Annotated in this window: 24 protein-coding genes; 7 read left to right on the top strand and 17 right to left on the bottom strand. The window is 52.9% G+C overall.

The genetic code is table 11. The features are described from left to right. Positions 1 to 21: 21 nt before the first annotated feature. The 4 genes from L1F29_RS13580 to L1F29_RS13565 all read right to left on the bottom strand — a co-directional run bounded on the left by L1F29_RS13580 (position 22) and on the right by L1F29_RS13565 (position 4,785). Positions 22 to 930: a carbohydrate ABC transporter permease gene (locus L1F29_RS13580; protein ID WP_258388834.1), complete on the bottom strand. Its 909-nt coding sequence runs from the start codon at positions 928 to 930 to the stop codon at positions 22 to 24. 13 nt (positions 931 to 943) lie between these two features. Beyond that, positions 944 to 1,879, bottom strand: coding sequence for an ABC transporter permease (locus tag L1F29_RS13575; RefSeq protein ID WP_258388833.1), 936 nt, complete (start codon positions 1,877 to 1,879; stop codon positions 944 to 946). Between the two features lie 290 nt (positions 1,880 to 2,169). Further along, positions 2,170 to 3,798 (bottom strand): type 2 periplasmic-binding domain-containing protein, encoded by a 1,629-nt coding sequence (locus tag L1F29_RS13570; protein ID WP_258388832.1) that lies wholly within the window; start codon positions 3,796 to 3,798, stop codon positions 2,170 to 2,172. Between the two features lie 219 nt (positions 3,799 to 4,017). Further along, positions 4,018 to 4,785, bottom strand: coding sequence for a DeoR/GlpR family DNA-binding transcription regulator (locus tag L1F29_RS13565; RefSeq protein ID WP_258388831.1), 768 nt, complete (start codon positions 4,783 to 4,785; stop codon positions 4,018 to 4,020). Between the two features lie 320 nt (positions 4,786 to 5,105). On the opposite strand from L1F29_RS13565, the gene L1F29_RS13560 reads away from it, so the two are divergent. The 3 genes from L1F29_RS13560 (at position 5,106) to L1F29_RS13550 (ending at position 8,323) form a co-directional block, all read left to right on the top strand. Continuing rightward, entirely contained in the window at positions 5,106 to 5,960 is an 855-nt protein-coding gene (locus L1F29_RS13560; RefSeq protein WP_258388830.1) for a phytanoyl-CoA dioxygenase family protein, read from the top strand. Positions 5,961 to 5,962: 2 nt separating this feature from the next. Beyond that, the gene (locus L1F29_RS13555) at positions 5,963 to 7,087 is read left to right on the top strand and encodes an amidohydrolase/deacetylase family metallohydrolase (protein ID WP_258388829.1); all 1,125 of its coding nucleotides are present in this window, start codon (positions 5,963 to 5,965) and stop codon (positions 7,085 to 7,087) included. A 183-nt stretch (positions 7,088 to 7,270) separates the two neighbouring features. Continuing rightward, positions 7,271 to 8,323: a dienelactone hydrolase family protein gene (locus L1F29_RS13550; RefSeq protein WP_258388828.1), complete on the top strand. Its 1,053-nt coding sequence runs from the start codon at positions 7,271 to 7,273 to the stop codon at positions 8,321 to 8,323. 356 nt (positions 8,324 to 8,679) lie between these two features. Here the strand turns inward: L1F29_RS13550 and L1F29_RS13545 are convergent, their stop codons facing one another. Beyond that, the gene (locus L1F29_RS13545) at positions 8,680 to 9,378 is read right to left on the bottom strand and encodes an alpha/beta hydrolase family protein (RefSeq protein WP_258388827.1); all 699 of its coding nucleotides are present in this window, start codon (positions 9,376 to 9,378) and stop codon (positions 8,680 to 8,682) included. Between the two features lie 1,038 nt (positions 9,379 to 10,416). Between L1F29_RS13545 and L1F29_RS13540 the strand changes: the two genes are divergently transcribed. From L1F29_RS13540 to L1F29_RS13525, 4 genes are all read left to right on the top strand, one after another. Further along, the gene (locus tag L1F29_RS13540) at positions 10,417 to 11,397 is read left to right on the top strand and encodes an ABC transporter ATP-binding protein (RefSeq protein ID WP_258388826.1); all 981 of its coding nucleotides are present in this window, start codon (positions 10,417 to 10,419) and stop codon (positions 11,395 to 11,397) included. Continuing rightward, positions 11,394 to 12,197 (top strand): ABC transporter permease, encoded by an 804-nt coding sequence (locus L1F29_RS13535; protein ID WP_258388825.1) that lies wholly within the window; start codon positions 11,394 to 11,396, stop codon positions 12,195 to 12,197. The genes L1F29_RS13540 and L1F29_RS13535 overlap by 4 nt, the downstream gene beginning before the upstream one ends. A 4-nt stretch (positions 12,198 to 12,201) precedes the next feature. Further along, positions 12,202 to 12,984, top strand: coding sequence for an ABC transporter permease (locus L1F29_RS13530; RefSeq protein ID WP_258388824.1), 783 nt, complete (start codon positions 12,202 to 12,204; stop codon positions 12,982 to 12,984). Between the two features lie 147 nt (positions 12,985 to 13,131). Beyond that, the gene (locus L1F29_RS13525) at positions 13,132 to 13,656 is read left to right on the top strand and encodes a DUF420 domain-containing protein (protein WP_258388823.1); all 525 of its coding nucleotides are present in this window, start codon (positions 13,132 to 13,134) and stop codon (positions 13,654 to 13,656) included. Positions 13,657 to 13,750: 94 nt separating this feature from the next. Here L1F29_RS13525 and L1F29_RS13520 read toward each other — a convergent pair whose 3' ends face one another. The 12 genes from L1F29_RS13520 to L1F29_RS13465 form a co-directional block, all read right to left on the bottom strand. Further along, the gene (locus tag L1F29_RS13520) at positions 13,751 to 14,887 is read right to left on the bottom strand and encodes a cytochrome P450 (RefSeq protein ID WP_258388822.1); all 1,137 of its coding nucleotides are present in this window, start codon (positions 14,885 to 14,887) and stop codon (positions 13,751 to 13,753) included. A gap of 40 nt (positions 14,888 to 14,927) precedes the next feature. Next, positions 14,928 to 15,509, bottom strand: a complete 582-nt coding sequence (locus L1F29_RS13515) for a TetR/AcrR family transcriptional regulator (protein WP_258388821.1) — start codon at positions 15,507 to 15,509, stop codon at positions 14,928 to 14,930. 132 nt (positions 15,510 to 15,641) lie between these two features. Further along, positions 15,642 to 16,268 carry a TVP38/TMEM64 family protein gene (locus L1F29_RS13510; RefSeq protein ID WP_258388820.1) on the bottom strand — a complete coding sequence of 209 codons (627 nt, stop codon included), beginning with the start codon at positions 16,266 to 16,268 and terminating at the stop codon, positions 15,642 to 15,644. A 250-nt stretch (positions 16,269 to 16,518) separates the two neighbouring features. Then, positions 16,519 to 17,253, bottom strand: coding sequence for a nucleoside phosphorylase (locus tag L1F29_RS13505; RefSeq protein WP_258388819.1), 735 nt, complete (start codon positions 17,251 to 17,253; stop codon positions 16,519 to 16,521). A 2-nt stretch (positions 17,254 to 17,255) separates the two neighbouring features. Beyond that, positions 17,256 to 17,927: a sulfite oxidase-like oxidoreductase gene (locus L1F29_RS13500; protein WP_258388818.1), complete on the bottom strand. Its 672-nt coding sequence runs from the start codon at positions 17,925 to 17,927 to the stop codon at positions 17,256 to 17,258. A 19-nt stretch (positions 17,928 to 17,946) separates the two neighbouring features. After that, complete coding sequence (locus L1F29_RS13495; RefSeq protein WP_258388817.1) at positions 17,947 to 18,864, bottom strand: ABC transporter permease; 918 nt, start codon at positions 18,862 to 18,864, stop codon at positions 17,947 to 17,949. After that, positions 18,848 to 19,918 carry an ABC transporter permease gene (locus tag L1F29_RS13490; protein ID WP_258388816.1) on the bottom strand — a complete coding sequence of 357 codons (1,071 nt, stop codon included), beginning with the start codon at positions 19,916 to 19,918 and terminating at the stop codon, positions 18,848 to 18,850. The genes L1F29_RS13495 and L1F29_RS13490 overlap by 17 nt, the downstream gene beginning before the upstream one ends. Next, entirely contained in the window at positions 19,905 to 21,413 is a 1,509-nt protein-coding gene (locus tag L1F29_RS13485) for an ABC transporter ATP-binding protein (RefSeq protein ID WP_258388815.1), read from the bottom strand. Before L1F29_RS13485 ends, L1F29_RS13490 begins: the two co-directional genes overlap by 14 nt. A gap of 106 nt (positions 21,414 to 21,519) precedes the next feature. After that, entirely contained in the window at positions 21,520 to 22,584 is a 1,065-nt protein-coding gene (locus L1F29_RS13480) for a BMP family lipoprotein (RefSeq protein WP_258388814.1), read from the bottom strand. Between the two features lie 182 nt (positions 22,585 to 22,766). Continuing rightward, complete coding sequence (locus tag L1F29_RS13475; RefSeq protein WP_258388813.1) at positions 22,767 to 23,702, bottom strand: VanW family protein; 936 nt, start codon at positions 23,700 to 23,702, stop codon at positions 22,767 to 22,769. Positions 23,703 to 23,730: 28 nt separating this feature from the next. Next, complete coding sequence (locus L1F29_RS13470; RefSeq protein WP_258388812.1) at positions 23,731 to 24,867, bottom strand: hypothetical protein; 1,137 nt, start codon at positions 24,865 to 24,867, stop codon at positions 23,731 to 23,733. Between the two features lie 139 nt (positions 24,868 to 25,006). Beyond that, complete coding sequence (locus L1F29_RS13465) at positions 25,007 to 25,216, bottom strand: hypothetical protein (protein WP_258388811.1); 210 nt, start codon at positions 25,214 to 25,216, stop codon at positions 25,007 to 25,009. Between the last annotated feature and the right edge of the window lie 10 nt (positions 25,217 to 25,226).

Genomic DNA, 25,226 nt, shown 5'->3' with positions numbered 1-25,226 from the left:
CCTCCTCTTGCTTCATCAACGTTATCCTTTAATGGAACCGACCATGATACCTTTTACAAAATAGCGCTGCAGGAACGGATAGACGCAGATGATCGGAATGATGACCACGATCATGGTGGCCATCCGGATCGTCTCGGCCGTGAAGGTTTGCGCCGCATAAGTTGCCGCGCGTTCGACATCGCCGCCGCCGCCCTGGACAGCCGTCAGATTCGCTTTATTAATGAGCTCCATCAGCATGAATGAAATCGTTTTCAAATCTTTATCCGTTACGAAGAAGGCCGCATCGAACCAGCTGTTCCAGTGCTCGACTCCCGCGAATAAGGCAATCGTCGCAAACACGGGGGCCGAGATCGGAATCACGATGCTGAAGTAAATCCTCATTTCGCTTGCGCCATCCATCTTCGCCGATTCCTTCAATTCGTGGGGAAGCTCCCTGAAGAAGCTCATCATGATTATCGTAAAGAATGCATTGAGCATCAGCGGGATAATGTACACCAGGAAGGTGTTCATGAGCTGCAGCTTCTTCAGCAGGATGAAATAGGGAATGAGCCCGCCGGAGAAGTACATGGCAATGATCAACAGCGTGATGTAAGTCGTCCGGAACATCAATTTATTATAAGATAGACTATATGCGAACAGCCCGGTAAACAGCAGGGTTGCGAAAGTGCCGATTACCGTGCGGGAAATCGTTATGCCAAAGCCGTTCAGCAGCGCGTGGTTGGAGAAGACCGCCTTGTAGTTATCCAATGAAAACACGCGGGGCCAGAAGTAGATCCCTCCCCGGGACGCGTCAATGCCGTGGTTGAATGAGATGACCAGCGAATAATAGAACGGATATACGGTCATGACGAAGACAACGATCAAGATGGCATAGATGACGATATCAATGACATTGTCTTCCATCGTTCGTCTAATTCCATTTGCCTTCATGGCGCAGCCCCCTTCAGAATAACCCGATACCCGAGAATCGTTTCGAGAAATAATTGCTTAAGTAGATGAGCATAAGCGAGATGACCGATTGAATGAGCCCGATGGCCGTTGCATAGGAATATCTCCCCTGTGCCAGCCCCATCTTTAACGTATACGTCTGCAGAATCTCGGAGACTCCGTTATTCACCGGATTGCCGAGCAAATAGGATTGTTCGAAGTTCGAGCCGCCCAGGCCGCCCCCGAACAAATTGCCTATGCTCAAGATGAGCACGATAATGATCGTTCCCTTGATCGTTGGAAGCGTAATAAACCAGATGCGCTGCATGCGGCTTGCGCCATCCACGACCGCAGCCTCGTAGAGTGCAGGATCGACGCCCGCAATCGCAGCCAGGAAGATGATCGTCCACCAGCCCATCTCCTTCCAGATATCGCTTAAGACCGCCATCGGCCAGAAATAAGCGGGATCGGATAGAAAGGAAATCGGTTTGTCCGCGAGCCCCGTGGACACGAGAAAATGATTCACGACGCCCGTCTGCTCGTTGAAGAACGAGAAGATCATTCCCGATACGACGATCCAGGAGATGAAGTGCGGCAGGTAACTCACCGTCTGAACGGACCGCTTCATGGCCTGTCTGCGCACTTCGTTCAGCACCAATGCGAAGAGAATCGGAATCGGGAATGTAAAGACGAGCTTAAGCAGGCTCATCACGACGGTATTGCGGATGATTTGCCAGAAATAGATGTCGTTATAAAATTCCGCGAACCACTTGAACCCTACCCATTCACTCGTGATGAAGCCGGGTATGCCGGAAGATAGCTTGAAATTTTTGAACGCGATGATGATGCCCACCATCGGCGTATAGGCAAATACAAGCAGGAAAGCTATGCCCATTAGCGCGCAGATCTGAAAAAACAGCTGTCCTCTCAAACGGCTCCAAAAATTCGGCAACGGCCGCTCCCCCCTTTCATTCAATTGGAATGCTTGCAACAGCCCGCTGCACAGGCAGAATGTTCTTCCGATCGCTGTTGTTCCCGGACTTCTTTGAATCGCGGTTTTAGGTTGAAATCCGGGAACAAAGGCGACCGCTGACGCTTCTTCAGAATCATTCTTCCTGCTTCGCTCTTTGTACTTCACTATCGTTCAGTTCTGTTCTTATTCATTTCAGCCAATCGGCAAAGAAAGTCGATGCCCCTCACCCTTGCCGGCTTGCAGCTTTGAAACGCCTGGTCCCAATGAAATTACTCTACGGCGTCATACTTCTCTTTGGCTTTCTGATAACGTTCTGTCATATATTTCTCCAGCTTCTCGACGCCGATCTTCTTCGCGTCGTCGAGCATCTTCTTATATCTGGACATGGCTTCATCCTCGTTGGGCGCCGTAATAATGTTAACCTGTGAGTTCGTGTAGAGCTCCGTTAGCTTCACATTGATATTGAATTCGTCCGTATCGGCCTGGGGCTTCGTGGACGAAAGCGCCGGATTCCGCACGTAGCGGGTTTTTCTAAACTTGAGCAGCTCCACGCCGCTGTGATACTTGCTGTTCAAAGCGCCGGAAGAGACGGCTACGCCTTCCCCAAGGCCGCTGGCCTGGAAGTACCACGGGCCGATGCCGGTCTCGGTGACTTTCTTGTTGTAGAAATCTTCCGAGCGTTGGAGCAGGCCGTCGTCGTTCAACTTATAGTGCACGTTCTCGATTCCCCATTGGGTCAGCATGTCGCCTTCGGGGCTCTTCAGAAATTGCATATATTTTATGGCCCTTGCCGGATCCTTTACTTTCTTGGAGATAAACAAGCTTGCCCAGCCGACCGAGGAATCGACAATTTTCAGTTTGTCCTCCCCTTTGTACGTGAGCGCTTTGGTGACGGGGACGAAGCGGCCTTTGACACCGCTTTCATCAAAGATTTTATTCGTTTCGTCAGCCAGCCCCGAGTTATAAGAGGCTGCAAACACTTTGCCGCTGCGGACGATTTGGAAGAACTGCTCCGGCTTATAGGCGAAGCTCTCCGCGCTTAAGTACCCCTCACGGTACAGCTGATTCATAAACTTGAAATATTCCTCAAAATCCGGATGCATAAAGCCGAAGCGGACATTGCCCTGTTCATCCTCATAAGGGTTCGCCGACCTCAAGCCAAGAAAATCCATGAACGCGCTGGTCCATGTCGGGTGCGGCTGGTAAACGATCATATCCGGATATTTTTCCTTCACCATTCTAAAAATGTTGAGCACGTCTTCGAAGGAATTCAAGTCCGGGTTGCCCAGCTCATTCAGGATATCCTCGCGAACATAGAAACCGGGATCCCCCGGCGACGGAAGATTGCGCGGATCTGCCCATGCCTGTTCATTGTTATAGTGCGTTTTCAACGTGTAGAAGTGGCCGTCATCCGCCGTATTATTGACAATTTCCACAGGATCGATCAGATGCATGAATTCCGGCGCATACTTCTTGATCAGCTCATCCCACGCCCACACCAGGTCGGAGTTGTAGAACCGCTCCACCTGTTTATCCGTGAAGATCAGATCCGGCAGCTCATCGGCGGCAACAAGCACCTGAAGCTGCTTCGGATCGGAGCTCTTCGTTACTTCCAGCGATACGCCGGTTCGCTTCGTTATTTCCTTCGATACGTCATCCTTGCCCCAAGTGTCAATCGGGTACCAATCGAAATCCAGATAAGCGGTGAACGTAACCGGCGATGTGGCCTTCTTCCACGCAATCTCATCACTGTTCCAATCGATGTTCTCGTACTTCTTCAGATCCTCATCGGACAGTGCTTCCGAACCGCTGCCGTTGTTCGAGTTACTGCTGCAGCTGGTTAGAAAGATTACTGCAATGAATAGTACCGATGTGAGCATCAAGAAGATTCTCCTCATCTTCGACTTCCTCCCTTTCTCTTTCATGGATTTTTTGCGGGTGACAGTATGGATAATGATCATTGCTAACGTTTTCTTTTTCAATTCCTTTCGTTTGAATTAGTACATCCTATGTGCGGATCCGGTTCAGCATACGACAATTCGATAAGTTTTTCGTACATTAGAACCAGTCCAATGTATGACTATTGCACCACCTTTTTATTCCATTTCCAACATAGATCAACCCGTTTGCTCTGCGACGATCAAACGAATCCGATGCTTCTCGATCAACTCCAGAAAAGGGGCCGGAGGGATGCGATCGGTGACAATCGTGCTGACCGATGTGAAATCATCGATGCCGAACAGCGTTCGATTGTTCAGAAATTTGCTGTGATCGACCATGAGAATGGTCTCCGAGGAGGATGCGATCATCGCTTTGCGGATCGAAGCTTCCAGCATGCTGTTGTCGCGAAGCCCTTCCGGCAGAATGCCTTTGGGTGAGATAAACGCTTTGGTTGCGTACAGCCGGGCGATCATCTCCTCGGCGAAGGATCCGACGAATGATTGCGTAAGCGGATTCAGAATGCCGGGAATGCCAATCAGCATGCCGGCATCGTAGTCTTTAAACAGTTCGAACACGGGGATCGCATTGCTTATTGTCGTTACATTGCACAGCTTGCGTACTTGAAGCGCCAAATGCGAGATGGTAGAGCTCGAGTCCAAGAAGATGCTGTCCCCTTCCTCGATCAGAGACAAGGCTGCGTGTGCAATCGCTTTCTTCCGGCTGCTGAGCAGCAGATTGGATCGCGGGAAAGGTACGGTCTCCTCATCCTTCCATACGGCGCCGCCATATTTTCTTTCGACCCGGCCTTGCCGCTCCAATTCGCGAAGATCGGACCGGATCGTGACCTCGGAGACGTCGAACAGTCTGCTCATTTCAGAAACTTCAACAAACCCCCTTTCCTCAAGCATCCGAATGATCTGCTTCTTGCGTTGTGTCGCCAGCATATACGGGATAAGCCCTCCTCAAGACATAAATAATCGAAAGAAATAATAGGATATGGCAGTAGCGAAAGCAACCGAAGGTTAATCGACACCATTTCTGACCTTCGGGTTATTTACCTTATTATTCTGATACGAAAGTTATGCAAACCGTCAATGAATTCCGCTTGGAAACGCATACTCGTAACCTCCGGTAACCAACCGAAGAAGATCGAAAGGTTCGCAGCGATTGTCTCGAAGGCCCGCTCATGACATCCGGCGCCGGACATCTTCCGTCTTCGCCGGGCTGTCAGCATTCGAACTTTCCATTAGAAAGGGGTATGACAATGATTACGAAAGAGCATGTGGCGTTTTTCCGCGAGAATGGCTATGTCAAGATCGAAGGCGTTGTGCCCAAAGACAACTGTGACCGCGTCATCGATGCGATCTGGGACTGCCTGGGACATGACCCTTCCAATCCCGACAACTGGTATGATCCTCCCAAGGGCGTCCTCGGCAGTGCCGGCATGGTCGAGATGTATCATCATCAATCGATGTGGGATAACCGCCAGCACCCTGCAGTCCATCAAGCGTTCGCCGAGCTGCTGGGCGAGGAGAAGCTGTGGGTCACCTTGGACCGGGTGAATATGAAGCCGCCGGTCCGGAGCGACCGCAAGGAACTGTCGGCCGGATTCATCCATTGGGATACCGATACGTCCAAGCTGCCGAATCCGCTTCGCAAGCCCTTAGGCGTCCAAGGCGTGCTGTACTTGGCGGATACCGCTGTTAATCAAGGCGGCTTTCAATGCGTTCCCGGCATCTATCGCGTATTGGAAGAATACCTGCAGACCCAGCCGGAAGGCCGTAATCCGTCCGTCCCGGATTTGACCGGCTATGAGGTCGAGGCCATCCCGGGCAAAGCGGGAGATCTCGTGATCTGGGATATACTCCTTCCGCATGGCAATGGTCATAACTATGCCGACAGTCCGCGGTATGCGCAGTACATTAGCATGAGTCCGGCAAGATACCATCGCGTCGAAGAACGCAATGCGCGCATCGAGCAGTACCAGAAACGCGATCACCCCAAGGGGGCGGCATTCCCCGGCGATCCGCGCATGTGGGAGCAGACGCGGTTCGATAGCCCGCCTGTCTTAACGCAGCTGGGTCGCAAGCTGCTCGGCCTTGATGCCTGGGAGGATTGAAGATGATGCAGCCGCTGGCCGTCCGGGTCATCGACCCGCTGAACAAAAGCGTCTATCCGGCACAGCTGATTTCTCAAGACGATGGATGCCGCTTGGAACGAACTTCTCTATCGACCGGCGATTCGGCGCCGGATCTCTTCTTGAGTCCGGGATGGATCGATCTTCATACGCATATCTACGACGGCGTTACGCCTCTGAGCATTCCCGTTGATGACGTCGGCTTGAATACAGGCGTTCATCTGGTTGCGGATGCCGGCAGCGCCGGCGAAGCGACCATTAGGGGACTGTATGAATATGTCGCACCCCGCTTTCATACGGAGATCGTATCCTGGCTCAACATCAGCTCGATCGGGCTGGTCCACCTGAGGGAGGCTTCCGACCTTAGTCTGATCAACGTGGATCGAACGGTTCAAGCCGTCCTGGAGAACCGCCCCTTCGTCTGCGGCGTGAAGGTTCGTTCGAGCGGGATGATCGTCGGCACGATGGGGATTCAGCCGCTGCAGCTGGCGCTGCTGGCAGCCAGAGAAGCCGGCGTGCCGATGATGGTTCACATCGGCGAAGCCCCGCCATTAATCGAGGATGTGCTGGACCTGCTTCGGGAAGGCGATGTCATCACGCACTGCTTTCACGGAAAGCTTGGCCATCCGTGGGAAGCGGGCGGCCGTCCGGGTCCCGCCTTAGAGCGCGCTCTGGCAAGAGGCGTGCTGCTGGATGTCGGGCACGGTGCCGCAAGCTTTAACTTTGATGTATGCCAGCGCGCGCTGGATGCAGGCTACCCGCCTTTCTCGATCAGCACGGACATTCATATCGGGAACATCGGCGGTCCCGTGTACGATCTACCGACAACGATGAGTAAATTTCTAACCTGCGGAATGACGCTTGAGGACATCGTAGCCGCTGTTACGATCGCTCCTGCTGAAGTGCTTCGTTTGAAACAATGGTGCAGGCTGGATGGCATTCTGGAGAAAGCGACCCTGTTCCGGATATCGGACGAACCGGTGCCCGGTCGTGTATTCCGGGATTCGCAGGGCAATGATCGCACCGCGGAGGCGATGATAATCCCGACAGCCGTCATTACCGGCCGCAAGCTGCATGAGCTCGCTTATCCGGGCAGTCTTCGCTTGTAGACACAACCATCACGATGGAACATGGAGCTGTCCTTGTCAGCGCAATCGAAGCTGCTTGGGCAGCTTTCTTGCGTTCCCATACCCAATGGAGCCCAATGCCAATAAAATCGTTTACTAATGGGGATAGAACCTTTAATCTAAACGTAGATTGTGACTATTCTATAGCTTCTGGAGGGGTTGGACATGTCAGCGAGGGAGAAGTGGCATCCGGATCAATACTTGGAGAATTTGTACCGGGAGGTTACCCCAGAATACCGGTTTGGCGCACGCAATGAGCAGGAATGGCGTGCGTGGCAGGACGAATTATCAAGACAGTTCATTCAGGACTTGGGCGGATTCCCGGGCAAAGCCGCGGCACTCGATCCGACGCTCCTCGAAGAATCCGACTGCGGCGAATATGTCCGGCAGCTCGTCGAATTTACAACGTATCCCGGACTTGTCATGCCGGCCTATGTTCTCGTTCCGAAGCGGTCTTCCCTGACCGGCAGTCCAAGCGATCGTCTCCCGGCGGTTATCGCTTGCCACGGACATGGCGAAGGAAGTACGGAGCTGGTAGGCTTACAGCCAGACGGAATAACAAGCGCTACGGAACCGGGGTATCAGAAGAATTTCGCTATCGAGCTCGTCTTGCGCGGCTTCATTGTCATAGTACCTGACATTCTCGGCTTCGGCAGCAGGCGGCTGCGCATGGATGCCGGGAGGAACGCGCCCAACTCCTGTCATGCCCTTTCAACCTTCCTGCTGCAGATGGGGTATACGATGGCCGGTCACCGCATTTACGAAACGATGAGAGTCATCGATTATTTGCAAACGCGAGCAGACGTAGACCCGGATCGCATCGGCTGCATGGGCATTTCCGGAGGCGGCTTAGTCGCCGCATTCACTTCCGCCCTTGACAAACGGATCAAGGCCGCCGTAGTCAGCGGCTATGTAAACACGTTCAAAGATAGTATTCTTGCGATACATCATTGCGTCGACAATTACATACCCGGCTTGAACCGGCATGCTGAGATGCCCGATCTTGTCGGCCTGATCGCACCGGTGCCGCTTCTGCTGGAGATGGGAACGCAGGATACGATATTTCCGATCGAGGCTTCAAGGGATGCCGAGCGTCACATTCGTGCCGTCTACCGGCTCCTTGGCGAAGAAGACAAGCTGGACAGCGATATTTTTGAAGGCCCCCATGAAATTAGCGGGGTGAAAGCCTATGACTGGCTGGTTCGATGGCTTGCCTAACTCCGACACAAACAACCTCCGGTCCCGGCATACGGGGCTGGAGGTTGTTTGTTACCATCATTCTAATTGACTGACTTCATAAGAGTAGGCTCGCTCCTCTCTCCGGCTGCAGCATCGACCGCTTCCGCCACGCGTTTAAGGACGAACGGGACTCTCCCCTATGGCCTGAACGGGCCGCGAGTTACGAGATGAATGGCAAATGGATCGCCTCCGCCTTATACGGTAAACCAACGATCTGAACGTGCCGCTGAAGTGTGCGGTACTACGGCTCCTTGTCCTTGAAATAACAAAGACCGCATCAGAATGAATCTGATGCGGTCTATTTATGCCACCTGCTGCCTCTTTTTTTGGAAACCTTATACGTCCATCATCCTGTCCCATAGGCCGTCCAGCGTAACCGAAAGATTGGAACCCCGGTCCGGATGAATGTAGGAGGCATCGTTGCGAAAATAATGCGGATGCCCGCCCAGCAGCGTAATCGTCCCGATATGTCCGGGGGCATACTTTCGCTTGTTCCAATACCATAATCCGTACCGGCTGCGGCTCCATCCTCCCCAGCTGCCGATACGGCTGATCGGATCGCGCAATGTCCCTTGCTCGTCAACAGCGGTATAATAGCTGACCCGGTCGCGGTCCTGTGTGCGTATCAACACCTTCGGCGAGCCTACCTGCACGATGCGAAAATCCGGAATCGTCCCTTCATCATGCAGCATAACCGCTGCTTGATAGGCAGCGACGCCTCCTCCGCTGTGGCCAATCAGCATGACCGGCCGGCCGGGCGACAGCTTGCGAATCTGCTCGGCGGCCGCTCTGCCGCCGGATCTTCCCGCTCTGCGCAGCCGGGACAAGTCTCCCCGCACATCAATGATTTGACGCAGGAGCTTCTGCGTATGGTCGCCATACGGAAACAGCTCGCGTATTACAGGCTCGCGGCCTGTCTCAAGAAACCTCCGCTCCAGCTCTTGCTTGCAATTGCGGAACAGCGTCAGCGTCGACGCTACCCCTGCAAGCAAATAAAAATCCCACTCCGTATCCGGCCCTTTCATCGTCATCATGTAATCTCACCGCCTTGTTGTTTAGCTATGGCTGCTTCGAAGGAACGAGCACGGCAGCAGAATGATTCCGGGACGTTGTGTTCTCCTGTGTTCAGTCATTTTCGCTCTTGCAAAGCTATTAGAAGGTCTGACGCAATTCGAACGATCTAATCGTATTCGCGTCATCGCCAAGTCTTCGGGAGGATCCAAGTACGTGATATTGCCGCGTGTTGTATGGTACGGTTTTTCGTATTGTTGTATATTCTACAACTCCTGACGGGCAGAAGCGATGATGAGATGGATATTGTTGTACAAACTGCAAAAATTCCTCCTGTCAGGAAGCAATCATCTCCTCATTGTTGTATAACGTACAACAATTATGCCATAGGTACGGAATCAAGCCGATAATGTTGTATATTGTACAACACTACATAAAAGCTTCCTAATCATCTTCGACACTTTCAAGCTAAGCATTGTACAATTGAACTTAGTTGGAGGTCGTCATGCGAGTCAAACCCAACATGTTTGATGTAATCCGAATGGAAGTCGTCAAAGAAGCGCTTGACCGGGGGCAAGCAGCGTTAACCGCATGAAGATTGAATGACCAGATCCGTTATCGTAGTGAGCACAGAGACTGGTGTCGCAGTTCCTGTTAAAGACAAGTCATGCATGTGGCCGGCCGACCGCCATCGTGCCCCGAAAAACCATGCTGGGAGCTGAGTACGGTGCGCCAGATACCTATACCGCGCAGATCGCTCTTGATCCGCTGCGCCATCTGCGTTGACGCATAATCGCCTGCCGCCTACTGAGCGAAGCGATTAGAACAGTTTCGCATTATTTCATTCATCCACATATCACTGAGCCCATTCATTATGCAGCTGCCTCGCCTTAACTCCATAAATCACCTTCTAACACTGATTCATGCCCGTTTAGAAACAACAGCGTCTGCAAATATATGCTGCCTGCGCAGCAATTTCTTCGAAAATAATTGACACCTGCCTTGAAACAATGGTAATATCTTCTTCCTTTCACATTAAATCAAATACGGAGGATAAGACGTTGATCAAGGTTAACGGAATAAGCAAAGCGTTCAAGGTCGCGAAGCGAACGACGGGAGTCCGGCATGCGCTTAGGGGCCTCTTCCATCGCGAGTACACGACGGTTGAGGCATTGCGGGACATCTCTTTCTCGATCGAGCCCGGTGAAATCGTCGGTTACATCGGACCGAATGGGGCAGGCAAATCAACGACCATCAAAGTGATGAGCGGAATTCTCGTCCCTGACCGGGGAAGCTGCTCGATTATGGGCTACACGCCCTGGACGGAACGAGTTTCTTATGTCAAGAACATCGGTGTCGTGTTCGGACAGCGCTCTCAGCTGTGGTGGGATGTGCCCGTCATGGATTCCTTCCAGCTGCTGAAGGATATCTATAAGGTGCCGGAGCCGGAATACAAGGCCAACCTGAATCTGCTCATCGAAACGCTCGATCTCAGCGAAATCGTACTTACCCCGGTAAGACAGCTAAGTCTCGGCCAGCGCATGCGCTGCGAAATCGCCGCCTCTCTTCTTCACAGTCCGCAAATTCTCTTCCTGGATGAACCGACCATCGGACTCGACGCCGTATCCAAGATTGCCGTTCGCCAATTTATTCAGACGATCAACAAGGAGAAAGGCGTAACTGTCATTCTGACCACGCACGACATGAATGATATCGAAGCCTTGGCGAAGCGGATTATTCTGATCGGCAAGGGAAGCCTGCTGTATGATGGAAATCTTCAATCGCTGCGCAGCCGATTCGGTACGCATAAGACGATAACCGCCGATTACAGCCATACTGACGCGCCTCTTGCGATTCCCGGAGCATCGATCATGTCGTGGTCATCGGAACGGGCTATACTCCGGGTGGATACGGAGCAAGTCATGATATCCGACGTACTCACCACGCTTTCCCAGCAAGTGGAGCTGCTCGATGTGGCGATCGATACTCAGCCGGTCGAAGACATTATCGTCCAGCTGTACAAGGAGTACCAAATCTCATGAAGATGTACGCCTCGGTCTTCAAGCTCCGACTCTACAATGGGCTGCAGTATCGTTCCGCGGCATTGGCCGGTATCGCAACGCAATTTTTCTGGGGATTCATTATTATCATGGTCTTTGAAGCGTTCTATGGCCAGCTTGCAGGCAGTGCGCCAATCTCACTTAAACAGTTAATTACTTACATATGGCTGCAGCAATCCTTCTTGGCCTTCATCATGCTGTGGTTCCGGGATAACGAGCTATTCCAATTGATCACAACCGGCAATATTGCCTATGAATTATGCAGGCCCAGCGATCTATACGGCTTCTGGTACGCCAAGCTGCTGGCTCAACGGTTGGCCAGCGCCATGCTGCGCAGTCTTCCGATTCTGATCGTCGCCTTTTTTCTGCCTCAGCCCTACCGCTTATCGCTTCCACCCGATCCATCCACGCTGCTGCTGTTCGTCATCACACTGATATTGGGATTATTCGTATTGGTGTCGATCTCCATGCTGATTTACATTTCTGTATTTGTAACCATGTCGCCAGTCGGTTCACTGCTTATGTTCGGTGTGATCGGTGAGTTCTTTGCAGGAATGGTCATTCCCATCCCGCTTATGCCGACATGGCTGCAGCAGATCGCCAACCTGCTTCCGTTCCATCTGGCTGCGGATTTCCCGTTTCGGGTGTACTCCGGTCATATCCCCAAGGAAGAGGCGCTCACGGGAATTATAACTCAACTCATATGGCTCGCCGCGCTTGTCGGGTTCGGAAGCATCGCCATGCGCAGAGCGCTCCGAAGAGTCGTCGTACAAGGAGGATAAGGATGTGAAGCTTTATTTCAAATATTTAGCCATACTGTTCAAATCGCAGGTGCAATACCGGACTTCATTCTGGCTTCTGACGGTCGGGCAGTTCTTTATCCCCTTCTCGGTCTTCGCCGGCTTGTACTTTCTGTTCGAACGCTTCGGACAAATCAAGGAGTGGAGCTTCTTCGAGGTTGCGCTATGCTTTGCCGTCATTCACATGGCGTTTGCGATAAGCGAATGCTTCGCCCGCGGCTTCGATGCGTTCTCCAGCCTTGTCGTGAACGGTGATTTCGACCGTCTGCTCGTTCGTCCGCGTTCCACCGTCGTCCAAGTGCTCGGCTCCAAATTCGAGTTTACACGCTTTGGCCGCCTGCTTCAAAGCATCATCGTCCTCGTCTATGCGCTTGCAAATTTGCCCATAGAATGGACCCTCCTTAAGGGGCTCACTTTATTGCTGATGATTTCCAGCGGCGTCTTCATCTTTACCGGCATCTATATGCTGGCGGCCACGATGTGCTTCTGGACGATCCAAGGGCTGGAGGTGGCCAATATTTTCACGGACGGCGGCAGAGAGATGGCCCAGTATCCGCTTAATATTTATCAGAAATGGGTGTCCCGGTTCTTTACGTTCGTGATTCCCTTCGGATGCGTCAATTATTTGCCGCTTCTCTATATTCTCGGGAAAACCGGCTCGGACAGCGATCTCTACGTACTGGCGCCGCTTGCGGGGTTCGTCTTCATCCTTCCCTGCCTGCTCGTATGGCAATTCGGCGTCCGCCGATACAGATCCACTGGCTCTTGACGCATCCGCAGCACCTGCAGCATTCGGCCCAAGATTCAATAAATTGTGACATCCAATCGCCGTATCCGGTTGTATTTACGGCTAAGATTGTCTATTCTAGTTGAATAAGAGCAAATGTGATGCTGCAGATCTGTCGGGAGGTAACCAATGAATAAAGTACGCAATTTCACTCCATTAATCCTTGTTTTTTCTGTCATTCTGATTGGCGTTATCGCACTGCTGTTCTTTCTTCCGGGATATGACGGGGAAGTCCAGATGGATGTCACGATATTCCCGCTGCTGAATGCCATTTTTAATCTGTTCACCTTTTCGTTTCTTATCATTTCCCTTGTTTTTATTAAGAAGAAGAACATACCGATGCACCGGAATTTCATCTTGCTCGCATTCGTGACGACCGCCCTGTTCCTCGTCTCGTATGTGATCTATCATTTCCTGACCGAGCCGACGAAATTCGGCGGTAGCGAAGCGATGAAGTATACGTATTTCTTCGTCCTGATCACGCACGTGACGCTGGCGATCGTGAATGTACCGCTGGCCTTGATTTCCGTAACGAGAGGCTTCAACATGCAGATTGCCAAGCATAGAAGAATTGCCCGTTGGACCATGCCGGTCTGGCTCTATGTCAGCGGCACCGGCGTAATCGTATATTTGCTGATTTCCCCTTATTATTAAACGCCAAGAAGCTTACGATCGAATATCGGTCGTAAGCTTCTTCTTTTTTTGTGCAATATATATGATTATGTCAGTATAAGATCATTCTTATCGGTTAATTCGACGATCGCAAGATAAGCGGCAGGCGATTAACCCCGAAAATAATCGAGCTCTTCATACGCTCGAGCGGATGCGAGCGGTCGCGTTCATAATGCGGAAACCGGGCAAGCAGCGTCTGAATCGCGATTCGGCTTTCCAGCCGCGCAAGCTGGGCGCCCAAACAGAAGTGGATTCCGTATCCGAAAGCAAGATGCGGGTTCGGGCTGCGATGAATATCGAACCGCTCCGGATGATCGAACTGCTCTTCATCGTGATTGGCGGAACCGATTCTAACCTGAACCATTTGCCCTTGCTGCAAGGTGCGGCCCCGAAGGACGGTCGTCTGCTTGACCCTCCGGATCATCATTTGCACTGGCGAGCAATAGCGAAGGACCTCCTCGATCGCTTGCGGAACCAAGCCAGGATTCTCGATAAGCTGCTCCTTCGATTCCTTGCTGGTGTCCAAGCAAAGGATAGCGGACGTAATCAGATTCGTTGTCGTCTCATTCCCGGCTACCAGCAGCAGAATGCAGAACCCAATAAGCTCCAATTCGCTCAGCTGCTCGCCATCGACCTTGGCATGAACAAGATTGCTGATTAAATCATCCACGGGCTCACGCCGTCTTCGATCTGCGATTTGGCTGAAATAGGCATTCATTTCGCCCTGGCATTGAAGGTATGCGTCGTAGTCGTCACCTACCAGCGCCTCTGACCATAGCTTGAACCGTTCCCGGTCTTCCGCGGGAATGCCGAGCATCTCGGCAATGATGATAATGGGGAGCGGACTGGCAAAATCATGAAGGGCATCCATCCGTCCCCCGGCTTCCGCCAGATCGCATAATTCATGTGCGATCGACTCGATTTTCGGCGCTAACGATTCGATAACACGCGGTGTGAAGGCTTGCGACACGAGCTTCCTCAGCTGTCTATGCTTGGGCGGATCCAGCTTGAGAATACTGGCATCGATCGGATCCGTTACATTGTCCGTCGTAACGGAGGAATAATGCTCATGATCGGCGAACACCGACTTAATATCCTCATAGTTGAAAACATCCCAGTATCCTTGCTCCTCATGGTAAACAACCGGCGAATGCGCACGCATATGCTTGAACCACGATAATGGAATCAATTCTTCTGTCGTTCCCCAATTCATACAACCACCGCCGCTTTCATAGAGATGTGTATCCTGCCCCTCAACGGTTATCGATATTCTTGAACAAACCGGTTGTAATCATCGTATAGAGAAATTGCTCAAGACCTTCGCGATCAAACGCATCAGGGTGAGAAATGTAATAATTGCATGAGCTGTCGAGCAGCCCGACTATCCCGGCTGCGGCCAATTGACAGTTAACCGGGTGCAGCACCCCGTCCTTGCGCCCTTCCTCTAATAGGCCGGCTAGAAAATCGATGTACCCCTCCTTCAATCCCTTCAATTCATCCAGAACATCCGAATCGATTCCGTTGGACAATTCATTGAACACGATGCGGGCGAATCCGCGGGACTCCAGAAACAGATCCAGATTATGGCGGATGATACGCTGAATCTGTTCTTCCAACGCGAGGCAGGCCTCCATCTCAGAGCGGATGCGATCGCTGATCACTTGGAATCCGTCCATCACGATCGTCTTGAACAGCTGAGCCTTCCCGGGAAAATGGTAGTATAGCGTTCCCTTCGCAACTTGTGCGCTTAGCGCGATTTCATCCATGCTTGCCCGGTGATAGCCGTATTCCGAGAACACATCGATGGCTGCCGCTATAATCTTGTCTTTGCTCAATGCGATCGATCCTTCGTCTTATATTAGTTGTACTGACCAGTCAGTTCAATAACATGGTACCATATGGTAATTCAACTGTCAATTTCTGCTTGGAAATGGAATCTAGATCAAATTAGTTCTAATTAGCAATAACTAAGCTCTGCTTTTCTTCCTATACAGCTTGTAGAACCGGTAGACGACCGCCAAGAAAACCCCATAAATGGCCGCAACGATCATCCACGTCCAGACGCCATTCTTCATTTGATTGCCTATGTAAGCAAACACGACCATAACCGGAATTTTTCCAAGCAAGGTGGCAAGCAGGAACGGTTTGAACGGCAGATTCATTACACCCGCATTGAGATTGATGAGAAAAGCCGGCAGAATCGGGATCATGCGCGCGATCAGAATGAATGGAAAGGCATGCTTCTCCCACGCTTGATTCCAGCGCTTCAATGCTGTCGAACGGGTCGTTAGTGCGCTTGCCCATGTCCGGAAGAGATACCGGAAGACCAGGTAAGCGATACCGGCAGCCGCTGTCGATGCGGCAAGGTTAAGAAGGCTCCCCAACCATATGCCGTACTTGGCGCCCATGATCCCCCCGACGATGCCGAACGGAACTCCCGGTATCGCCGCCAGCAAAGTGACAAGGAGAAACACGGCGGGCAGATTAGCCGTGTCGCGCACTTGCGCCCAATCGAGAATAAGCTCCCATTTCCATAATACGAGAATGATGACGCACACATTGATTCCGGCTGTCACCCATTTTAAACTGTTCAATTGCAGGACCACTCCTTAAGCCGGATGTCGATATTCTATATAATAAATACACAGCGTTCATTATATCATTTCTATAGGAACAATTTGGACATAAGCCGCTGAGCAGGCAGAATATTCTCAGCCGTTGTTGTTTCCGGATTCCAGCGTGCTGCTCGCTCATGACAAAAAGGCTCTCCCGCTGCAGCAGCCGCGCATGGGAGAGCCTTCATCCATCCTACTTTACTTACCATGTGACGATAACAGAACCGATCTACGGCTGCTCTGCCAGCTTCACCAACGCACCCAGCGCAGCCCGGATTTCTGCATCCACCGCTTCGGCGACAATGCTGCGATGCGGGTCATAGCCTTCATCGACCGCTGTCGAATCGCCATCCAAGGCTAGAATCGCTCCGGCCCGTATCCCCCGCAGGAGTGCTACGACGTATAACGCGGCAATCTCCATCTCGACCGCAAGAACGCCTGCTTGGCGGTATATGGCATGAGGCAGCTCGACAACGCCGCTGAAGAACGCGTCCATCGTCAGCGTGATGCCTTTGCCCACGGCGCCTGGAGCGTTCGCTTCAAGTGCGGCTTCGTACAAGGCATCCGTCACTTTGCTGTCCGCAACCGCAGGGAATGCGATCGGAACCAATTGACGCGTCAGCCCTTCTTCCCGGACCGCAGCCGTGCTGATGATTAAGCTGCCCGTCTTATAACGGTCTGACAATGAACCGGCTGTGCCGACACGAATGATGGTCTTGACGCCCGCTTTGACCATCTCCTCGAAACATACCGCGGCTCCCGGCGATCCGACGCCATGGCTCACTACGGCGATGCGTACGCCTTTATATTCACCGGTAAACGTCCGGTATTCCCTGGAATAGGCAAGCTCCTTAACCTGCTCCAGCTGCTGCGAAATAATCTCGGCCCGGAACGGATCGCCGCACACAATGGCAAGCTCCGGCATATCCTTTGGATCGACTCGTAATATGGGCAATAGCGACATCTTTAATCAAACTCCTTCTTCGTCCATTCGTCTTCCGGTATCGGCAGATCCTCGCCGGAGAACCGCTGTTCTCGGAATGGATCGGCATAATTGTGGAACCCGTTCCGTTCCCAGAACCCCGGCCGGTCCTCCTTCATAAATTCGATACCCTGCAGCCATTTGGCGCTCTTCCAGAAATACAAGTGCGGGACGACCATGCGCAGCGGATAACCGTGCTTATCCGTGAGCGGCTTGCCGTCGTAGTTAAAGGCGAGCAGCACATCGTCATGAAGCAGGTCTTCCATCGGCACATTCGTGTCATAATTTTCATCGGCATGGAACATCACGTAGTTCGCTTCCGGCTTAACATCAAGCAGCTGGAGAAAATCGCGGAACCGGATGCCTTCCCATGTCGTGTCAAGCTTGGACCAGCGCGTCACGCAATGAATATCGCATGTCACGCTTGTTCGCGGCAGCGCCTGAAGCTCTTCCAGCGTGAAGGTTCTCTCGGTCTCCACCTCGCCGAATATGCGCAGCCGCCACTGGCTTAGATCATAGACCGGCACTTCCCCTTCATGAAGAATCGGGAAGCGTTCCGTCACCATCTGACCCGGCGGAACGCGGTCCTTGATCCGCTCGTCCACCTTAGCCTGGGGCGCCTTAGACTTTTTCAGCTTATCAGCTTTATTGTGCATGACGGTTACCTCCTGTACCTTATTTACCTGCAATACGTCCGGATTGGCGCAAATACGATTTGTCCTTGACGAACAGCATCACGAGAATTGTCATGACATAAGGCAGCATCATCGTGAAATGGGTCGGCAGCGAGAAGCCCTGCAGCCTGATGCTGAGCGCATCCATTAACCCGAACAGCATGCTCGAGCCCATGACGCCCAGCGGATTGCTCTGTCCGAGCATGGTCGCGACGAGGGCGATGAAGCCGCGTCCCGCCGTCATATTCTCGGCGAACAGCGTAACTTGACCGAGCGATAGCTGCGCTCCCGCAAGGGCGCATAACACGCCGCTGGCGAGTACGGCACCGTATTGGTAGCGGCGTACGCGAAGCCCCAGACTCTTCGCTGCGACCGGATTCTCGCCTACCGCATTCAAGCGGAAGCCCAGCACGGTCTTGAATAACACATACTGGAGAACGGCTACCAACAGGAAGGCCAGGTAGACAAGCGGCGTATGTCCGGAGATGATCTGGCCGACAACCGGAATGTCTTGAATGAATGGAATGTTCCACTTCGGCAGGCCGGTCATCGATTTGTCATAGTACTGGCCTTTGACGTTGAAGATGGCGAACAGACAGAAGGCCGTCAGCCCGGTCGCGAGAAAGTTGATGGCAACGCCGACGACGATGGCGTTAGCTTGCAGATGAATACATAAATAACCGAACAACAGAGATACGGCTGCAACACATAAGCATGCGAACAAGAGCGCGAGCCAAACGTTGCCAAACCAATAATTCCCGAGGATCGCCGAGAAGGCGCCGGTCAGCATCATCCCTTCCAGCGCGACGTTGAAAATGCCCACTCTGGCACAGAGCGCCCCGCCCAGCGCGGCAAGCAGCAGCGGCGCAACCACGCGGAACATGGAGTTCAGCAGGGACCAATCAAGTATGGTTTCCATCGACAGTCCTCGCTTTCTTGCGTTTAATAAGGGAGATTGTCACTCTCGCGGATACGAACAAGATTAAGCTTGCTTGTATGACGCTTGAAATCTCCAGGGGAACCTCGGTATTGCGTTCCACGCCCATGCCGCCGGTTTGCAGCGCGGCCAGCAGAATGGCTGCGAATGCGGCGCCCAGCGGGCTTGATCCGGCCAGCAGCGTCGCCATTATGGCCGACCAAGCGTAGCCTGGCGCAGAGAGCATATTATCAATATAACGGTATTGGGTACCCAGCACCTCGAAGGTGCCTGCTAAACCGGCTAATCCGCCGCTTAGCAGCATGCTGAGCAGCATAAGCTTGCCGCGGCGGATCCCGCCGAAAGCGGCGAACAGCGGATTGCTGCCGAGCATCCGAATTTCATAGCCCTTGTTCGTGAAACGGAAGAACAGTGCCAGCAGAATCGCTGCCAGGACAGCAACGATAAATCCGGCGTGCAGCGTCATGCCCGGGAACAATTTCGGCAGCCAGGCGCTGTTATCGATCATAGCCGTCTGCGCTCCGCCAGAACCTGCTTTCTCCTTCAGCGGGAAAGAAACCATGTAGCCGGCAAATAACGCAGCAATATAATTGAGCAGCAGCGTCGTAATAAGCAAATTCATCCGAAACCGAGTATCGAGCCACCCAGCCAATGCCGACCATAATCCGCCTGCCGCCATGCCGGCAATAATGGCGCATATGATTTTGACAAAACCCGGACCCGGCACGTACAAGGCAGCGATTGAGGCTGCCAGCGCCCCGAAGATCATTTGGCCTTCGGCGCCCAGATTGAAGAATCCGGCCCGGAAGGCAAGCGATACGCCAAGCGCCGCCAATATGATCGGAGTCGCCCTTGTAAGCGTGCTTGTCGTAAAGTAAAAGCTGCCGAAAGCGCCCTTCCACATCTCGGCATACGTGGTGATAACGGAACCGCCTACGGCCCAAATCGCGATTGCCCCGACGAGCAGACCGAGCAGTACGGCGATTAAGGGGTTCAGCAGCGCCTTAGCATGTTCCGTCCAATTAATTCGTCTCAACGCCTGTTCCTCCCGCCATCAATATACTGATCCGCTCTTCGGTCGCTTCCTCAGCGCCGAGCTCGCCGGCGATACGTCCCTCGAACAGGACGAGAATGCGGTCGGACAGCTTCAAGATCTCGGTCAGCTCCGAAGAGACGAGCAGGATCGCCCCATTCTCTTCCCTGCGCTTCAGCAGCGCATCGTGAATGGTCTCCATTGCGCCGATATCGACGCCGCGCGTCGGTTCCGCCGCGATAACGAACGGCGTGCCGTGGGCCATCTCCCTGGCCACGATCAGCTTCTGCATATTGCCGCCCGACAGATGCTTCCCTCTCGTATCGAGCGAGCCTGTCTTAACCTTATAGGCATCAATCCATTGCGCTACCGTTTCCTTGATCAGCCCTTTGCGCAGCAAACCGCCGCGGCTGAAGCTCCGCATATGGCCCATGATGGCATTATCGGCTACCGTCTCTTCTTTGGCCGAGCCCCACATGTACCGGTCTTCGGGAATATGGGCAAGACCGGCTTCCCTGAACGTCCCCGACGTCTTGCCTGTTACATCCTGTCCGTCGAGCAGCACCCTTCCTTCGTCGATACCGCGAAGACCGGAGATCGCTTGCAGCAGCTCGGACTGCCCGTTGCCCGACACGCCCGCTATGCCTACAATTTCCCCGGCGCGTACCGTGAAGCCGATATGATCGAGAACCGGTTTCCCGCCCTTGCTTCCATGTATCGTTATCTCACGGACCTCCAGTATGTTCTTACCCGGAACGATCGGCTTCTTCTCCGTTAAGGCGAGCTCCCGTCCGACCATCAGCTGGGATAGCTTGACCGCATCCGTCTCTTCCGCCCTGACCGTCCCGGTCACGCGTCCGTCGCGGAGAACGGTGATGCGGTCCGAGGAATCCATCACTTCATGGAGCTTATGGCTGATGAGAATGAAGCTGATTCCCTGTTTGGCCAGCCGTTTGATCGCCTTGAGCAGCCATTCGACCTCAAGCGGCGTCAACGCTCCGCTGGGCTCGTCCAAGATGACGATCTTGGCGCCTTGGTTCAACACCTTCAATATTTCGATGCGCTGCTGAACGCCGACCGGGCAATCCGCCACCTTGGCCCATGGATCGACGGGCATCCCGTATTTCTCGGACAATGCGCGAACATGCTCGGCCGCCGCCTTCCGGTCGAAGCCCATCCCTGCACGGGGCTCCCGGCCGATCACGATATTCTCCGCAACGGTGAACGAAGGAAAGAGCATGAAATGCTGATGTACCATACCCACTCCCGCGCGGATCGCATCCGAAGGCGACGTGAATGACTGCTCTTGCCCCGCGATCAAAATCTGTCCTTCCGTCGGCTGCTCCTCGCCGTACAGAATCCGCATCAGTGTCGATTTGCCTGCACCGTTCTCCCCAATCAGCGCATGAACTTCCCCCTCCGCCAATGTGAAATGAATGTCATCATTCGCGGTCAGGCTGCCATATCGCTTCGTAATCCCTTTCATTTGCAGCAGCATGACAAGCAGCACTCCCTTCTTCCATCTCCTGCGAATAGCAGGGCTGTAAAGCGAGAAACCGGCTGCTTGACGGCAACCGGTTCGATTCGCTATTGCACACTAACTATTAGGGTGCCAATGGATTAGTCACTACAACCGTACCTGCAACGATATCGTCGCGAATTTTCTTCAGCTTGTCCACGTTCTCTTGGCCGATGAACGGGCTCAAGGCCGATTTGGATTCTGCAGTTACGAATGTAACGCCTACACCATTCTCCTTCAGACCGTAGCTAACCGCTCCATAAGTGAACTTGCCTTCGGCAAAGTCTTTGACCGTTTCATAGGCTACGGTGTCGGTTTCTTTCAACTGGGAAAGGACCACGTGCTCCGGATCTTCACCCGTGCGGTCCGTATCTTGTCCGGCTGTATAGAAGCCCTTCTCCTTGGCTGCCTCGAATACGCCGGAGTCGCCTACGGCCGCCATACCTGCGATGAAGTCGGCGCCTTTCGAGAATTGAAGCAGCGCAAGCTCCTTCGCTTTAGCCGGATCCGTGAAGCCGCCCACATAATTGAGCAACAGCTTCGCATCCGGTTTAACGGACTTCAGACCTTGCTCATATCCAGCGGTATACTTGCTCAGAATCGGAGCATCGACAGCAACGACAGCGCCGACAGTTCCCGTCTTCGTAGCCAGGCCTGCTGCTGCGCCAAGCAGGTACGCCGCTTCATACTCCCGGAACTCGATGCTTCGTACGTTCTTGGCGTCAACGACGGTATCGATGATGGCAAAAGCTTGATCCGGGTTTTCGTTTGCTACTTTTAGAAGAGCGTCTGCAGCCGTATAGGCCGCGGTAATGATCAGATCATACTTCTCCGCCACGGCGGCGCGAAGGTTCTGCTCGACCTGCGATGGGTCATTGGACTCAATGACTTTCGTCTCGATATTGAACTCCGCTCCTGCTTTGTCGAGTCCTTCAACCATTTGCGTAAAGAACTGATTGACACCGATCTTCTCGGGCGTTACCAATGCCACACGCTTCTTCGGTTGATCAGTCCCTTTGTCCGCATTCGCAGATCCGGTATTGTTCGTCGTCCCCTTATTCCCGGCTTCGTTATTGTTCTTAGCGCCGCAACCGGCAATAAGAGAAACCACAAGCACTAACGCAAGAGCCAGGGTTGTCCACTTTTTCACGTACTCCACTCCTCTATTTTTGGTGACAATAATTATAAATTTAGTAGGAAATAAAGCACTTGTCAATCCTCTGTCGAAATTACTTCATTCCGTGTAAATAGCGCGAATTCCCTAATAAATCGCTTACAAAACATATACTTCCGGAAAGAGGGCGGCAGTTCCAGCTGCCCTCTTTCGAACCTCTACTGCTCGGTCAGCTGATTCTGATTCGCTTCAATCGAAATCTCTTCCGGAAGCTGATCGGACATCCCCGGCACTTCCCGCGGCTTGTATTCGATCACATCGGAGGAGTAGATGCCGACGAACATCATTCCGCTGCCTGCCGATGCGCGAATGAGAACCGGTTGGTTATATTGATTCTGAAAGGAATAATCCGGTCCGCCCCAGCTTACCGTTGCATCGCGGCCCGGCAGCACGTAAGGAACGTTCCTGCTGTGCGAATAGCGGCGCACAACCTGAAGGCCCGCACGGTCTGTGGCATTGTACAGCGTCGAGGATACTTGGCAGATTCCGCCGCCGATCCCTTCCGACAGCTCGCCTCTTACGATGACCGGGGCCTCCAGATACCCTCTTCCCTTCGTGCGCTCGCCTACGCTCTGGTTGAAGGAGAAGCTTTCACCCGGGAATACGACGACATTATTTATCGCCTTCGCCGCAAGAGAGATATTATGGGATCTGTTCTTGTTCCGGGAGTTATAATAAGTGACGTACTGGCCGATTGGCTTCACTCTGATGTCCGCAAGCAGCTCGCTGTCTACACGGGGATACACCGCGGTCAACGGCGCATCGATGAAGGAAGATCCTTTGCCGTAATAGAAGGCATAGAACCTGTCGGTAAATATTCGCTTATTTAGCTTATACCCCGTCTGTTCCGGAATGATACCTCCATGATCGCCAATGACGGCATTCCGGGGAGCTTGAATGATTCGTTTATCGAGCTCATTCAGATAGGAATCGAATTTGTCCAGATCAACCAGCGATGACGCTGGAATTTCATATTCCACCCGATTGAGGCTGCCGACCGGATGACCCTTGTGTACGATCGACAGCCGGTCGACAACGCCAACCTCACCCTGCGGAAATAATCCAATTGCAACAGCTAACAGCAGCCATTTCATGCAGCGCACTCCTTGCATTTCATATAAGTTACGTTCGCGATTTATGGAAGACGACAGATTCCACCTTCCACGGCTGCCATACTGCGCTGCGTCTCAGCTGAAACAGGATCGTCCGGGTTTCTTTCCGAGAGCCTGTTCTGTGGATCGTTGCCCGTACGGCAGCTTCGCTGACCAGCATATCGCTTGACGCATGCCGGTCATAATCCGTTATTCTGCGTATGGCGGTAATATTTGATACCTCTTGTTTGACGGAGGCCAGCTGTTCATGCGCGCGGTGCGGGAAGATCGCCGTCATCAATTCGGGTTCTTTCTGATTAATGGAAGTGAAGAACAGCTCGACGATATCGCTAGGGGACGATTGCGTCATATAATGCTCCAGCGCGCCTGCAGCCTTCAAGATCATGATTTGGTGGTCATGATCCACGAGACCCGATCCGTGCGTGCTGCTGCCGGGAAAGTGGATGCAGAAGTGACCGCTGAAGCCATTATCCGGAATTCCGTCACCGCCGTGCGGCATGCCATGCATGGATGCCGCGACCGCCTGTCCATCCTTGATGACCAGGATCGCTTTCCTCTTCCAGCTCCACTTCCCGCCATAGATCCGCTTCATGATGCCCGAATCCTTCCTGGTTAGCGGCTGTACATCGGCATGCGTACTCCCTGCTCTTCGCTGGCCTTCAAACCGCAAGCCTGATTCCACATCCATAATCGTGAAGGTGGATTTTAACGGGAAACGGCGCTTCGCTTGCTCCCATGGAATGCTCACCCCGTAATGAGTGCTTCTCAGAAGCCACATGAAGGCACGGAGCTGCTGACGGCCAGCATCTTCTAGCTGGATCGACACCGCTTCCGCCGGGTCGTAGAGATTGTAAGACGCGTCTACGACATACGTTTTATGATGAACCGTTACATATGTATCCGAGTTTGGATATTCCTGAGCTTTGCGGGCAATGCCCTCGCGAACCATTTTGCTCCAGGCGGCGTCATCAAGCGGGAGGCTGGATTCGTAGGCGGCAGCCGGAGAAGCTTTCACGCTTATACGAGCCTGCTCGTTTGCCGAATCCGCTGCAGGGGCTGCATATGCATAGGCATTAGCAGTGCTGCTCTGCCATACCGCAGCCCAGATGATCACGTACACCAACATTTTCAATAACCGAATGCTCATTATTCTCCCCCTTTTGACTATAATGATGTCAATAAAAGGCGGGAGCCATTCATGGAATCATTTTTCATTTGCTTCAATTTACGTCCTGAAATGACAAAGAGGCCCAAGCGAAGCGGCAGCTTCCTTCAGGCCTCTTTAGCTAAGCGGAATTCGAATCGGATTCCTCTTGCCCCTTGTTCTCATTCAGCATGTACTGCTTAATCCTCGGCATCTTGATGAGTCCGATAATCGCGAAATACGCGATTACGCTGCCGATCGCCGGCTGCACGACTCCCTGGTGGGTCACTAAGGTCGCCCACAGCAGCAGAAGCCATAAATTGAGGTACATGTATTCAAACAGCTTATTCATCTGATCACCC

The organism is Paenibacillus spongiae (genome assembly GCF_024734895.1).
Classification (GTDB): Bacteria; Bacillota; Bacilli; order Paenibacillales; family Paenibacillaceae; genus Paenibacillus_Z; species Paenibacillus_Z spongiae.
This window is presented reverse-complemented; position numbering and strand designations above follow the sequence as displayed.

Coding starts and splice junctions, on each gene's coding strand:
- L1F29_RS13580 (WP_258388834.1), bottom strand. CDS start 930: ATGAAGGCAAATGGAATTAGACGAACGATGGAAGACAATGTCATTGAT.
- L1F29_RS13570 (WP_258388832.1), bottom strand. CDS start 3,798: ATGAGGAGAATCTTCTTGATGCTCACATCGGTACTATTCATTGCAGTA.
- L1F29_RS13565 (WP_258388831.1), bottom strand. CDS start 4,785: ATGCTGGCGACACAACGCAAGAAGCAGATCATTCGGATGCTTGAGGAA.
- L1F29_RS13560 (WP_258388830.1), top strand. CDS start 5,106: ATGATTACGAAAGAGCATGTGGCGTTTTTCCGCGAGAATGGCTATGTC.
- L1F29_RS13555 (WP_258388829.1), top strand. CDS start 5,963: ATGATGCAGCCGCTGGCCGTCCGGGTCATCGACCCGCTGAACAAAAGC.
- L1F29_RS13550 (WP_258388828.1), top strand. CDS start 7,271: ATGTCAGCGAGGGAGAAGTGGCATCCGGATCAATACTTGGAGAATTTG.
- L1F29_RS13545 (WP_258388827.1), bottom strand. CDS start 9,378: ATGATGACGATGAAAGGGCCGGATACGGAGTGGGATTTTTATTTGCTT.
- L1F29_RS13535 (WP_258388825.1), top strand. CDS start 11,394: ATGAAGATGTACGCCTCGGTCTTCAAGCTCCGACTCTACAATGGGCTG.
- L1F29_RS13525 (WP_258388823.1), top strand. CDS start 13,132: ATGAATAAAGTACGCAATTTCACTCCATTAATCCTTGTTTTTTCTGTC.
- L1F29_RS13520 (WP_258388822.1), bottom strand. CDS start 14,887: ATGAATTGGGGAACGACAGAAGAATTGATTCCATTATCGTGGTTCAAG.
- L1F29_RS13505 (WP_258388819.1), bottom strand. CDS start 17,253: ATGTCGCTATTGCCCATATTACGAGTCGATCCAAAGGATATGCCGGAG.
- L1F29_RS13500 (WP_258388818.1), bottom strand. CDS start 17,927: ATGCACAATAAAGCTGATAAGCTGAAAAAGTCTAAGGCGCCCCAGGCT.
- L1F29_RS13495 (WP_258388817.1), bottom strand. CDS start 18,864: ATGGAAACCATACTTGATTGGTCCCTGCTGAACTCCATGTTCCGCGTG.
- L1F29_RS13485 (WP_258388815.1), bottom strand. CDS start 21,413: ATGCTGCTGCAAATGAAAGGGATTACGAAGCGATATGGCAGCCTGACC.
- L1F29_RS13475 (WP_258388813.1), bottom strand. CDS start 23,702: ATGAAATGGCTGCTGTTAGCTGTTGCAATTGGATTATTTCCGCAGGGT.
- L1F29_RS13470 (WP_258388812.1), bottom strand. CDS start 24,867: ATGAGCATTCGGTTATTGAAAATGTTGGTGTACGTGATCATCTGGGCT.
- L1F29_RS13465 (WP_258388811.1), bottom strand. CDS start 25,216: ATGAATAAGCTGTTTGAATACATGTACCTCAATTTATGGCTTCTGCTG.